This window comes from Agromyces terreus, assembly GCF_009749465.1.
Lineage (GTDB): Bacteria > Actinomycetota > Actinomycetes > Actinomycetales > Microbacteriaceae > Agromyces > Agromyces terreus.
On the sequence record NZ_WBIS01000006.1, the window covers coordinates 59,086 to 71,371 of the forward strand.

General features: G+C 71.7%; 13 protein-coding genes and 1 pseudogene. 3 read left to right on the plus strand and 11 right to left on the minus strand.

Going from position 1 to position 12,286, the window contains the following annotated elements:
• Positions 1 to 43: 43 nt before the first annotated feature.
• The 6 genes from GQQ92_RS12350 to GQQ92_RS12370 all read right to left on the minus strand — a co-directional run bounded on the left by GQQ92_RS12350 (position 44) and on the right by GQQ92_RS12370 (position 5,519).
• Entirely contained in the window at positions 44 to 1,720 is a 1,677-nt protein-coding gene (locus tag GQQ92_RS12350) for a ribonuclease J (RefSeq protein ID WP_156999607.1), read from the minus strand.
• A 107-nt stretch (positions 1,721 to 1,827) separates the two neighbouring features.
• A complete protein-coding gene (gene dapA, locus GQQ92_RS12355) occupies positions 1,828 to 2,802 on the minus strand; it encodes a 4-hydroxy-tetrahydrodipicolinate synthase (RefSeq protein ID WP_156999608.1) in 975 nt (324 codons plus the stop codon).
• A gap of 195 nt (positions 2,803 to 2,997) precedes the next feature.
• Positions 2,998 to 3,282: an endonuclease domain-containing protein gene (locus tag GQQ92_RS16595; RefSeq protein ID WP_197738239.1), complete on the minus strand. Its 285-nt coding sequence runs from the start codon at positions 3,280 to 3,282 to the stop codon at positions 2,998 to 3,000.
• Entirely contained in the window at positions 3,234 to 3,893 is a 660-nt protein-coding gene (locus GQQ92_RS16600) for a hypothetical protein (RefSeq protein WP_197738240.1), read from the minus strand. Before GQQ92_RS16600 ends, GQQ92_RS16595 begins: the two co-directional genes overlap by 49 nt.
• 203 nt (positions 3,894 to 4,096) lie before the next feature.
• A complete protein-coding gene (locus GQQ92_RS12365; protein WP_156999610.1) occupies positions 4,097 to 4,696 on the minus strand; it encodes a dihydrofolate reductase in 600 nt (199 codons plus the stop codon).
• 13 nt (positions 4,697 to 4,709) lie between these two features.
• Positions 4,710 to 5,519, minus strand: coding sequence for a thymidylate synthase (locus GQQ92_RS12370; RefSeq protein ID WP_156999611.1), 810 nt, complete (start codon positions 5,517 to 5,519; stop codon positions 4,710 to 4,712).
• Between the two features lie 143 nt (positions 5,520 to 5,662).
• Here GQQ92_RS12370 and GQQ92_RS12375 point away from each other — a divergent pair, with 143 nt between their 5' ends.
• Positions 5,663 to 6,088 (plus strand): OsmC family peroxiredoxin, encoded by a 426-nt coding sequence (locus tag GQQ92_RS12375; protein WP_156999612.1) that lies wholly within the window; start codon positions 5,663 to 5,665, stop codon positions 6,086 to 6,088.
• A gap of 1 nt (position 6,089) precedes the next feature.
• A complete protein-coding gene (locus tag GQQ92_RS12380) occupies positions 6,090 to 6,992 on the plus strand; it encodes a TIGR01777 family oxidoreductase (RefSeq protein WP_156999613.1) in 903 nt (300 codons plus the stop codon).
• Here the strand turns inward: GQQ92_RS12380 and GQQ92_RS12385 are convergent.
• Positions 6,967 to 7,404: a hypothetical protein gene (locus GQQ92_RS12385; protein WP_156999614.1), complete on the minus strand. Its 438-nt coding sequence runs from the start codon at positions 7,402 to 7,404 to the stop codon at positions 6,967 to 6,969. The genes GQQ92_RS12380 and GQQ92_RS12385 overlap by 26 nt on opposite strands.
• Before the next feature lie 36 nt (positions 7,405 to 7,440).
• Positions 7,441 to 8,251, minus strand: a pseudogene (dapB, locus tag GQQ92_RS12390) (4-hydroxy-tetrahydrodipicolinate reductase); the annotation flags it as partial.
• A 38-nt stretch (positions 8,252 to 8,289) separates the two neighbouring features.
• Here dapB and GQQ92_RS12395 point away from each other — a divergent pair.
• Positions 8,290 to 8,805 (plus strand): GNAT family N-acetyltransferase, encoded by a 516-nt coding sequence (locus GQQ92_RS12395; protein ID WP_156999616.1) that lies wholly within the window; start codon positions 8,290 to 8,292, stop codon positions 8,803 to 8,805.
• Positions 8,806 to 8,870: 65 nt separating this feature from the next.
• Here the strand turns inward: GQQ92_RS12395 and GQQ92_RS12400 are convergent, their stop codons facing one another.
• From GQQ92_RS12400 to GQQ92_RS12410, 3 genes are all read right to left on the minus strand, one after another.
• On the minus strand, positions 8,871 to 9,473 hold the full coding sequence (locus GQQ92_RS12400) for a histidine phosphatase family protein (RefSeq protein WP_156999617.1): 603 nt from the start codon (positions 9,471 to 9,473) through the stop codon (positions 8,871 to 8,873).
• Between the two features lie 44 nt (positions 9,474 to 9,517).
• The gene (locus GQQ92_RS12405) at positions 9,518 to 10,900 is read right to left on the minus strand and encodes a M16 family metallopeptidase (protein ID WP_156999618.1); all 1,383 of its coding nucleotides are present in this window, start codon (positions 10,898 to 10,900) and stop codon (positions 9,518 to 9,520) included.
• 144 nt (positions 10,901 to 11,044) lie between these two features.
• Positions 11,045 to 12,163 (minus strand): aldo/keto reductase, encoded by a 1,119-nt coding sequence (locus GQQ92_RS12410; RefSeq protein ID WP_232057673.1) that lies wholly within the window; start codon positions 12,161 to 12,163, stop codon positions 11,045 to 11,047.
• Positions 12,164 to 12,286 lie beyond the last annotated feature (123 nt).

The window sequence follows — 12,286 nt, forward strand, 5'->3', positions numbered from 1 at the left end:
TTCGCCGCTGCCGCCGACGCCGCTGCCGCCGACGCCGCCGGTGTTACGCCTCGATGACGAGCGGCACGAGCATCGGACGCCGGCGCAGGCGACGGCTCACCCACGTTCCGACCGTGCGGCGCACGATCTGCTGGAGCGTGTGCGCGTCGCGGGTGCCGTTCTGCGCGGCCTCGAGCAACGCCGCCGAGATCTTCGGCTTCACGTCCTCGAAGACCGAGTCGTCTTCGGCGAACCCGCGGGCGTGGATCTCGGGACCGACGATGATGCGCCCGGTCGCGGCATCCACCACGATGATGATCGAGATGAAGCCCTCTTCACCCAGGATGCGGCGGTCCTTGAGGTCGGCGTCGGTGATCTCGCCCACCGTGGAGCCGTCGACGTAGACGAACCCGAGATCGAGTTGGCCCGCGACCTTCATGTCGCCGTCGAGCAGGTCGTAGACCGTGCCGTTCTCGCCGATGAACGTGTTCGCCTCGGGGATGCCCGTGTCGTGCGCGAGCTTCGCGTTCGCGAACAGGTGACGGTACTCGCCGTGGATCGGCAGCACGTTGCGCGGCTTGAGGATGTTGTAGCAGTAGAGGAGCTCGCCCGCGGCCGCGTGGCCCGAGACGTGCACCTTCGCGTTGCCCTTGTGCACGACGTTCGCGCCGAGCTTCGTGAGCCCGTCGATCACGCGGTACACGGCGTTCTCGTTGCCCGGGATCAGGCTCGACGCGAGGATCACGGTGTCGCCCTCGCCCACCTCGATCTGGTGGTCGCGGTTCGCCATGCGGCTGAGCACCGCCATCGGCTCGCCCTGCGAACCCGTCGACATGTAGACGATCTCGTCGTCGGGGATGTCGCCCGCCTTCTTGTAGTCGACGAGCACGCCCTCGGGCACCTTGAGGTAGCCGAGATCGGCGGCGATGGTCATGTTGCGCACCATGCTGCGCCCGAGCAGGGCCACCCGCCGCCCGTTCTGGTGCGCCGCGTCGAGCACCTGCTGCACGCGGTGCACGTGGCTCGAGAAGCTCGCCACGATCACCCGACGCGGGGCGCGGGCGATGACCTCGTCGAGCACGGGGCCGATCGCGCGCTCGAGCGGCGTGAAGCCCGGGACATCCGCATTGGTCGAATCGACCATGAACAGGTCGACGCCCTCCTCGCCGAGGCGGGCGAACTCGCGCAGGTCGGTCAGGCGGCCGTCGAGCGGCAGCTGGTCCATCTTGAAGTCGCCCGTCGCGAGCACCGTGCCCGCATCGGTGTGGATCGCGACGGCCAGCGCATCGGGGATCGAGTGGTTGACCGCGACGAATTCGAGGTCGAACGGGCCGATCTGCTCGTCTTGGCCCTCTCGCACCGTGAGGCTGTACGGCTGGATGCGGTGCTCCTTGAGCTTCGCCTCGACCAGCGCGAGCGTCAGCTGCGACCCGATCAGCGGGATGTCGGCGCGCATGCGCAGCAGGTACGGCACGCCGCCGATGTGGTCCTCGTGGCCGTGGGTGAGCACGACGCCGACGATGTCGTCGACGCGATCGCGCAGGAACCCGAAGTCGGGCAGGATCAGGTCGACGCCCGGCTGGTGCTCCTCGGGGAAGAGCACGCCGCAGTCGACGATGAGGATCTTGCCGTCGATCTCGTAGCTCGTCATGTTGCGGCCGACCTCGCCGAGGCCGCCGATCGGGATGATGCGAAGGGTTCCGGGGGTCAGCGGGGCAGGATCGATGATGGCGTCGGGCATGGGCCCTCCTTCGGTTCGGTGTTCAGTTCGGTGCCGGCCCTGTGACCGGCGGATGTCTCGGGGCGGATGCCTGCGCGCACGGCGGCGCGCCGCGGCATCCGCTCGTCTTATCTGGTGGTGCCTGCGACCTTCGGCAGCGCACCGCCGGCGGCCGCGTTGCGGTCGGGCCGGAAGTTGCGGAAGTCGACGCCCGGGATGCCCCGCACGTGATCGATCTCGTCTTCGATGAGCGCCGCCTCCCACTCTTCGGGACCGACGAGCGGCAGACGCACGCGCGGGCTCGAGATGCGGCCGAGGCCGTGCAGGATGTACTTGGCCGCGACCGTGCCCGGCACGTGCGTCATGACGGCGCGCACGAGCGGCTCGAGCTGCTGGTGGGCGGCCGTCGCCGCGGCCAGGTCGCCGCGGTTCACGGCGTCGACGATGGTGCGGTACGGCGCCGGCGCGATGTTCGCGGTGACGCCGATGAGCCCCGTCGCCCCGATCGACAGGTGCGGCAGCGCGTTCGCGTCGTCGCCCGAGAAGTACATGAGGTCGGTCTGGTTGAGCACCCGGCTGACCTCGGAGAAGTCGCCCTTCGCGTCTTTGACGGCGAGGATGTTCGGATGCTTCGCGAGCCGCAGGATCGTCTCGTACTTGATCGGCACGCCCGTGCGGCCCGGGATGTCGTAGAGGATGACCGGCAGGTCGGTCGCGTCGGCGACCATGCGGAAGTGGGTGAGGATGCCCGCCTGCGTCGGCTTGTTGTAGTACGGCGTGACGATCATGATGCCGTCGGCGCCCGCCTGCTCGGAGTGCTTGTAGAGCTCGATGGCGTGCGCGGTCTCGTTCGAACCGCCGCCCGTGATGATCTTCGCGCGCCCCGCGGCCACCTCTTTGCCGACCTCGACGAGGCGGATCTTCTCGGGGTCGGTCAGGGTCGACGTCTCGCCCGTGGTGCCCGTGACGACGATGCCGTCGGCACCGCCCTCGATCAGGTGGTCGATGTGCTTCTCGACCCCGGGCCAGTCGACTTCGCCGTCAGCCGTGAACGGGGTGACGAGCGCGACGAGTACCTGTCCGAAGGGGTTTTCCTGAGTCACGCCTTACAGGCTATCGGGTCGGGCGGATGTCGCGGGGCACGGTCGCACGAGGGCAGGGGCGTCGTCGTGCTCCCGATGCCTGTCGGTGTCTGTGTCGGTGTCGGCTGGCCGCGGGCGCGGCTCGCCGACCGGGTGCCCGGCACAATCGGCGTGTCGGCCGCGGGGCCAGCCCTCACCAACCAGATGTCGACGGCGTCACACGCTCAGGTGCAGGCCGCGGTCGAGCGCCGCGAGCACCGCCGCCTCCACGAGCGGCCAATCGTGCAGGATCTGGGCGGTGTCGAACCGGAGCGTCACGAAGCCGAGCGCCATCGCCGTCGCATCGCGCACCCGGTCTCGGTGACGTCCGTCGCCGTCGTGCGTGCCGCCGTCGGCCTCGAGGATCAGGCAGTCGCCGATGACGAAGTCGACCCGGCCCACGCCGCCGATCGTCACCTGGCAGCGCACGCCGATGCCGAGCCTGCGCAGACGGAACCGCACCACGGATTCGAGGCGCGCTCCGCATCGGCCCGGGCGAAGTCGACCAGCCGCCGCGCATTCGCCGGGAGCGACGCCCGCAACCGCTCGCGATCGTGCGGGCCGAGCATCCGCTGCCGGAGCGCCGACTCGAGTGCGGCGACGAACGCCTCGTCGCCCTTGCATGAACGGATGGCCGCGAGCGCGTCGACCACGCCCACCGACATCCGCCCGGCCGGCTCGATCATGCGGTGGCGGTGCGAGACGCAGCGGCATCCGGATTCCCCGTCGTCGTTCGCGACGCACACGGCTCGGCGGTCCCCCACACGCGCATTCCGGGAGGACGGGATCCGGACGTGGACCGGTTCGGCCGCACCCTCGTCGAGCGTCCAGAGGCCGTGCAGCCGTGCAGCCGAGACGCAGTCGAGCACACCGCGGTGCGCCGACGCGGCGGCGACCCCGTCGGGTGCGTCCGCCACCACGAACACGCCCTCCCTCGACCGGAGCAGCGTTCCCGCGACGACCGCGGCCCTGAGGCTCCTCGCGGTCTCCCCCGCGGCCAGCAGTTCGGCGGTGGTGGCGACCCCGCCCAGGGTCCGGCAGTGCTCGGCGGCGCGCATCGGCGAAGGTGGCATGCCACGAGGGTGCCGGAACGGGGCGGTCCGGTCCGGGAATCGGGGCCCGTTCGGGCACGGGTTTTGGGGAGCGGTCGGCGTGGAGGAGGAGTCGACGGTCAGCCTGGGCTGGGATTCAGGCGACACGCCGCGCCACGATGCGGCCCGTGCGCGTGTCGGCCGGATACGCAGCCCTCACCGACGGCCGCGTTGCGGTTCGCCGCTCAGGAGCGGGTGTACGCCACGAAGCGGTAGCGGATGCCGCCGGCCGACGCCTGCTCGGGTCCGCGCACGGCCTCGAACCCGGGCCCGACGTTCGGCGCGAGCACGTCGCCCGGCCGCGACGCGAAGCCGTCGGGGTGGCGCAGCTCGGTGACCTCGAGCCGATCGGCGAGGTCGAGCGTCGCGCGGAACAGCTCGGACCCGCCGATGACCCACACGCGCTCGACATCGCCGGCGAGCGCGAGCGCCGCGTCGACGGATGCCGCGACCTCGGCGCCGTCGGCCGACCACTCGGGCTGCCGGGTGACGACGATGTTGCGGCGACCCGGCAGCGGACGGAAGCGCGGGTTCAGCGAGTCCCACGTCTTGCGGCCCATCACGACGGGTGCGCCGAGCGTGACCTGCTTGAAGTGCGCGAGGTCCTCGGGCACATGCCAGGGCATGCCGCCGTCGCGGCCGATCACGCCGCCCTCGGCCTGGGCCCAGATGAGCCCGATCCTCGGACGGGATGCCTCGCCGGCGGTGCTGCCCGCGTCGCCGTCGCCGGTCGCACCCGGAGCGGGAACGGGATCGGGCTCGCCCGCGGCATCCGCCCGGCTCATGATGCGGGTCCGTTCATACGGCGACGGCGCCGCGGATGGCGGGGTGATGCCGGTAGTCCTCGACGACGAAGTCCTCGTACTCGTAGTCGAAGACCGAGTCGGGTGTGCGCGCGAGCCGCAGCGTCGGAGCCGGGAAGGGCTCGCGCTCGAGCTGGGTGCGCACCTGCTCGACGTGGTTGTCGTAGATGTGGCAGTCGCCGCCCGTCCACACGAAGTCGCCGACCTCGAGCCCGGTCTGCGCGGCGATCATGTGGGTGAGCAGCGCGTAGGAGGCGATGTTGAACGGCACGCCGAGGAAGAGATCGGCGCTGCGCTGGTAGAGCTGGCAGCTGAGCCGGCCGTCGGCGACGTAGAACTGGAAGAGCGCGTGGCACGGGGCGAGCGCCATGTCGGGGATGTCGGCCGGGTTCCAGGCCGAGACGATGAGGCGACGCGAATCGGGCGTCGTGCGGATCTGCTCGATCACGTCGCTGATCTGGTCGACGACCTCGCCCGACGGGGTGGGCCACGAGCGCCACTGCACGCCGTACACCGGGCCGAGCTCGCCGTCGGCGTCGGCCCATTCGTCCCAGATGGTGACGCCGTGCTCGCGCAGCCAACCGACGTTCGACGAGCCCCGGAGGAACCACAGCAGCTCGTAGGCGATCGACTTGAAGTGCACGCGCTTGGTCGTGATGAGCGGGAACCCCTCGGACAGGTCGAACCGCAGCTGGCGACCGAACACGCTCGTCGTGCCCGTGCCGGTGCGGTCGGTCTTGCGCGTGCCGTGCTCGAGCACGTCGCGCAGCAGGTCTTCGTATGGGGTCGCAATCGTCTCGGACATCGGTTCGATGCTAACCCCGGCCCCGGACATCGGGCGGATGCCGCGACGCGGCGATTCCCGGTTCCCGCGCGGATCCCGCGGCGGGCCTGTCAGCCGGCCGCCGTCGCGGCTAGGCTGGAAATCCGGCTCGACGAGGAGGACCCATGGCCGTCACGAGTGAATCGACCACCGTCTGGACCGGCACCCTCGCGGGCGGCTCGGGCACGACCAAGCTGGACTCGTCGGGCGTCGCCGAGTTCCCCGTGAACTGGAAGGCGCGTTCCGAGGGCGAGGCCGGCACGACCAACCCCGAGGAGCTCCTCGGAGCGTCGCATTCGGCGTGCTACTCGATGGCGCTGGCGCACGCGCTCACCGGGGCCGGGCACGCGCCCGAGTCGATCCAGACCACGGCCGCCATCACGTTCGAGGCGGGGCGCGGCGTGCTCGGCAGCCACCTGCTCGTGAGCGCCAGGGTCCCCGGGCTCTCCGAGGAGGAGTTCGAGACGTTCGCCGAGGACGCGAAGGCGAACTGCCCGATCTCGCAGGCACTCGCCGGCATCCCGATCACGATCGAAGCCGAACTCGCCTGACGTGCGGGTGCTCATCGCCGGGGCATCCGGATTCATCGGCACCGCCCTCGTCGATCGCCTGACGGGCGACGGGCACGAGGTGACGAAGCTCGTCCGGCGGCGGGCGCAGTCGGACGACGAGGTCGCCTGGTCGCCGGCGGCGGGCATCATCGACTTCACCGTCATGGACCGCGTCGACGCGGTCGTGAACCTCTCGGGCGCCTCGCTCGCGCATCTGCCGTGGACGAAGGGGTACCGGACCGAGATCCTCGAGTCCCGCGTGAGCGCGACCCGCACGCTGGCCGACGCCATGCGCAAGGCGCGCACTCCCCCGGCGGTGTTCCTCAGCGGGTCGGCCGTGGGCTTCTACGGCGACCGGCCGGGCGAACTGCTCGCCGAGTCGTCGCCCGTCGGCTCCGGGTTCCTCGCCGAGGTGGTGCAGAAGTGGGAGCACGCGGCGCGGCTGGCGCCGTCCGAGACGCGCACGGTCGAGTTCCGCACGGGCCTCGTGATCGGCGACGGCGGGGCGATGCGACGCGTCGGCACGCTCACGAAGCTGGGCGTCTCCGCCCGCCTCGGAACCGGCGGCCAGCACTGGCCGTGGGTGGCCCTCGACGACGAGGTCGGCGCGATCGTGCACCTGCTCGACTCCGAGCTCACAGGGCCGGTGAACCTCGTCGGCCCGACGCCGGCGACCGCCGACCGGGTCATGCGCGCGATGGCCGAGCGGATGCATCGTCCGTACGCGCTCGCGGTGCCCGAGCGGGTGCTCGAGCTCGCGTTGGGCCAGGCGGCCGAGGAGCTGCTGCTCGCGAGCCAGAAGGTGACCTCGCAGCGCCTCGTCGACGACGGGTTCGCGTTCGCCCACACGAGCGTCGAGTCGGCCGTCGACGCGATGCTCAGCCGGCCCGTTCCAGTTCGATAGCGCGACGCACGGCCGACCGCGCGCGCCGGCGATCGCCGGCGGCGTCGTAGGCCATGCCGAGACGGAGCCATGCCCGCCAGGAGTCGGGTTCGGCCTCGGCCTCGGCACGGAACCGCGCGAACTCCGCATCGGCCGAGGCGCGGTCGGCGCGCCCGCTCTCGCGGGTCTCGATGCCGAGATCGGTGCCGCCCTCGGCCTCGAGCCGTTTGACGAGCGCCTGCGAGCGGATGCCGAACGCGAGTTCGCGCCAGATGGCCCAGACCGCGATGACCGGCATGACGAGCAACGCGATGCCGATGCCGATCGCGATGGGCTGCCCGGTGCCGAGGAACTGGACGGCCCGCCAGCCGACGAGCGCCACGTAGATGACGAGGAGCACCGCCATGGCGAGCGCGCCGATCTTCGCGCTCATCGGATGCCTCGGCGGCACGCCGCCATGACCGGGGCGCGTCGGGCTGCCCTCGCTCCGGAGGCCGGGCGGTGCGCCGCCGCGCGTGCGATCACTCGCCGCCGCCGGCGGTCGGGAGGTCGAGCCCGATGAGCGTGCCGAGCCCGACGGTGACGCCGACGGCCTCGGGGGCGTGGCGCAGCGCGAGCAGGATGCCGGCCTCGTACGAGCTCGGGGAGAGCGTGGAGTGGGCGATCGTGAGGGTCTCGCCGTCGCCGCCGAGCACGACGCGCTGCTCGGCGAGCAGGCCGCTCATGCGCAGGCTGTGCACCGGGATGCCGGAGACGAGCTGCCCTCGAGCGCGCTGGTCGGCGTGCGGGGCCGCCACCGGCCCCTTGCCGGCGCGCGCCTCGCCGACGAGCTCCGCGGTGCGGACGGCGGTGCCCGACGGCGAGTCGACCTTGCCGGCGTGGTGGGCCTCGACGATCTCGATGGAGTCGAACCAGGGTGCGGCCAGTGCGGCGAAGGCGGTGCCGAGCACGCTGCCGATCGAGAAGTTCGGGATGAAGAGCACGGCGCCCGCCTCTTCGTGGTCGCGGACGAAGCGCTCGATGTCGGCGATGCGCTCGGAGGACCAGCCGGAGGTGCCCACGACGATGGGGATGCCGGCGCCCGCGGAGAACTCGACGATGCCGGCGCTGGCGGCGGGGTGGGAGACGTCGAGGGCGACGTCGGCGCCCAGCATCTCGTCGAGCTCCGACTTCGACGAGAGCGCCGCGTGCAGCTCGAGATCGTCGGATGCCTCGATGAGGTCGAGTGCCAGCCTGCCCATCTTGCCGGTGGCCCCGGCCACGGCGACCCGTATCGTCACGGGATTCACCCTAGCAAGCCGCGTTTAGGCTGGATGCCATGCGGTTCAGGACGGCACAGGTCTCGGGCGCCGAGGCGCACGGCATGCTCACGGCGTACTTCGCCGAACGCGCGGCCGGGTTCCCGGCCGAGCAGGGCGAGTACCGCCCGACGTTCCCGGTCGATGCCGCCTTCACCCCGCCCGACGGCGTGTTCCTCATCGTCGAGGCAGAGGCAGAGTCGGAGGCAGAGGCGGAGGGCGAGGGCGAGGCGCCGCCGATCGGGTGCGGCGGCATCCGCCGCATCTCCGCGGACCCCGAGACCGGGCTCGTCCGCTTCGAGGTCAAGCACCTGTGGCTGACGGATGCCGCCCGCGGGCGCGGCACGGGTCGGGCGCTGCTCGACGAGCTCGAACGCCGCGCGCGCGGGTTCGGCGCCGAAGAGCTCGTCCTCGACACGAACGCCAGCCTCGCGGCCGCGGGCGGCCTCTACCGCTCGAGCGGGTTCGTCGAGATCGCCCCCTACAACGACAACCCGAACGCGACGACCTGGTTCGCGAAGCGGCTGACGGGCTGACATCCGGGCGCGCCGACCTCCGTGCACGGCGCCGCGCCGCGGCATCCGCTCGCGTGAGGAGCGACTCAGACCGCGTAGGGCTCGGGAAGCCCGGTGCGCAGTTCGAACGGCAGATGCCCGAGGTCGTTGTGCACGACGAGGTTCCACGGACGACCCGACTTCTGCGTCAGCACCGTGAGGCCGCAGTTGGCCTGATTGATCGACAGCCAGCGCCAGTCGGGCGCGCCGAGCACCTCGCGCACGAACCATCCGATGACGAAGTTGTGCGTGATGAGCAGGTCGTGACGGTCGTCGCGATGCGAGCGGAGGAACTCCGCCGCGGCGTCCTCCATCTGCGCGGTGCCGGCCTCGATCTCGGCCTCGGTCACCGATCCGAAGAAGGCGTCGTACGCCTTCGGCGTCGCGGGCGCGGGCCCCGACGGCACGCAGTCGAAGAGCAGCGCCGAGGGCTCGGGCGAGAGCGACGGCATCTTCGCCGCGATGATCTCGGCCGTCTCGGTGGCGCGTTGCAGGGGGGAATGCCAAGCGTTGTCGAACGGGATGCCGCCGAGGCGTTCGCCGAGCAGCTCGGCCTGCCGCCTGCCACGCGGGGACAGCGGGCCGTCGCCCATGCCGTGCTCGGCATCGAGCTGTTCGCCGTGGCGGACGAGGTACAGATGATGTGGCACGGTGTGCATCCCTCGAGAGGTCGGAGCGGTCTGGGCGGCGGCGGTCAGGCCGCGTCGGATCGGGGCGGGCCGTTGACGAGCCCCTCGAAGTCGGATTCCTCGCTCGCGCCGACGGCGACGAGCGAGAACGGGCGGGACGCGAGGTCTGCGGCGAGCGCACGGACGTCGTCGGCGCTCACCCGGGCGATGCGCCGCAGCGCCTCGTCGAGGTCGACGAACTCGCCGAGGGTGAGCTCGGCCCGTCCGAGTCGCGACATGCGGGTGTCGGAGTCTTCGAGCGCGAGGGCGGATGCCCCGGCGAGCTGGCCGCTCGCGCGTCGGAGCTCGTCTTCGGTGACGCCGTCGCGCGCGACGCGGTCGAGCTCGGACCGCATGAGCTCGGCGACCGTCGGGGCCTTCGAGGGCGCGCACCCCGCGTACATGCCGAAGAGGCCGGCGTCGGAGTAGGAGGGCGAGAACGAGTAGACCGCGTACGCGAGCCCTCGGCGCTCGCGCACCTCTTGGAAGAGGCGCGACGACATGCCCGACCCGAACACGGTGTTCAGCACGCTCATGGTGGACCGGCGGGCATCGGTCGCGACGAGGCCCGGAACGCCGAGCAGCAGGTTGACCTGCTCGATCGGCCGCTGCACGACCGTGAGTTCCCGGGTGGGGGCCAGCGGTGCGGGCGCGTTCGCGCGGCGCTCGACCGGGGCGGCCTCGAGCGCCGGGTTCCACCCGCCCGCGGCGAGCGCGCGCTCGAGCCCCGCGACGAGCTCGTCGTGGTCGAGCGCGCCCGCGGCCGTGACGACGAGGTCGTTCGGCCGATAGTTCGCGACGTAGTGCTCGTGCACGGCTTCGCGGGTGGCCTGGTTGATGGTGTCGGCGCTGCCACCGATGGGCCGCCCGAGCGGATGCTCGCCGAGGATCGCCTCGAAGAAGCGCTCGTTCGCGACGTCGCCGGGGTCGTCGCCGGCCATCGAGAGCTCCTCGAGGATGACGCCGCGCTCGTTGTCGAACTCGACCGGGTCGAGCAGCGACGAGGTGAACATGTCGGCGAGCACCTCGACGGCCATGGGCAGGTCGCGATCCTGCACCTTGGCGTAGTAGCAGGTGTACTCCTTCGCGGTGAGCGCGTTGTGCTCGCCGCCGACGGCGTCGAAGGAGATCGCGATGTCGAGGGCCGTGCGCGTCGGGGTGCCCTTGAAGAGCAGGTGCTCGAGGAAGTGCGTCGACCCGAAGGTGGACGGGCGGGTCGCGTCGGCCGCGGCCTCGTCGCGGGAGCCGACCGCGACCCAGAACCCGACGGTCGCGCTCCGGCTGCCCGGCACCTGCTCGGTGAGCACCCGCACGCCGGACGGAAGGATGCTGCGTCGCACCCTGGCCTCACCGGCGGCGGTGAAGGAGAGTTCGGCAGCGCCGAGGGGAAGTTCGACGGCACCGTTCATCCTGACCACCCTATGCCAAGGGCCGCGGCGATGGGGCGGCGCGTGGCGGGAACCGACCGGCGAGGTCGGCGCGAACGACCGGCCGTCCCGCGTCACTGCGAGGCTCGGCGTCAGTGCGAGCTCGGCGTCAGTGCGAGCTCGGCGTCAGTGCGAGGCCCGGTCGAGCTCCACGAGCTCGGAACGATGCAGCTCGAGCGAGGCCGACGCGATGAGCGCGTCGAGCTGTTCGGGCGTCGAGGCGCTCGCGACGGGGGCGATCACGGACGGCTTCGCGAGCAGCCACGCCAGGGCCACCGTCGCCGGCGCGACCTGGTGGGCGCGGGCGATGCCGTCGAGCACGGCGAGCACCTTCGTGCCGCGGCGCCCGAGGTGCGCGGCCGCGCGTTCGCCTCTCGCGTCGTGGCGCACGTCGGCGCGGCGTCGGATGCCGCCGCCGAGGAAGCCGTTGGCGAGCGGGAAGTAGGGCAGCACCGCGAGCCCCTGCGCGTGCGCGACGAGTTCGGTGGCGCCCTCGAACCCGCTCCGTTCCATGAGGCTGTACCGGGTCGTGAGCGCCTGGAACCGCGGGAGGCCGTTCGCGGCGAGCACGCGCGCCTCGATGAGCCGCTCGGGACTGAAGTCGCTCGCGCCGATCGCGCGCACCTTGCCCGCCGCCACGAGGGCGCCGATCGCGCCGAGCGATTCTTCGAGCGGCACCTCGGGGTCTTCGCCGTGGAGGAAGAGCACGTCGATGCGATCGGTGCCCAACCGTTGCAGGCTGCCGTCCACGGCGGCGACGATCGCCTCGGGCGAGAGACCGGGGTGCTCGACCGAGCGGCCGACCTTGGTCATCACGTGCATGCGGTCGCGCGTCTTGCGAGAGGCCATCCAGGAGCCGATGATCGACTCACTGCGGCCCGAGGCGTAGCTGTCGGCGGTGTCGACGAGGTCGCCGCCCGTGCCGGCGAAGCGGTCGAGCACGGCGAAGGCGTCATCGTCCCCGAGGGTCCACCCGAAGGTGCTCGAGCCGAGCGCGAGCGGGTGCACGAGCATGTCGGTGTCGCCGAGTCGGGCGCGGAAGGGCACGAGGATGGGGCCGGAGAACGTGTTCGACGGGATGGTCTCGGCGAGGTGCGCGGGCGTCGTGCGCGCCGCGCGATCCGCGATGCCCGAAGCATCCGCGCTCGGGAATGCGTTGTTCGCACCGCGTTCGGGCTCGCGTTCGGCGAGAGCCACCCTCGTGTCGCCGGCTTCGCGAACGCCCGCCATGTGTCGTCGTGCCACGTCCGTCCTCCTCCCCAGGATTGAATCGACCATACGATGCCGCCGACGTCGGATTGATGCCGCCACGGGAATTCCGAATGAACTGTTACCCAATCGTTTCGCCGCGACCCCCGAATGAGGGCT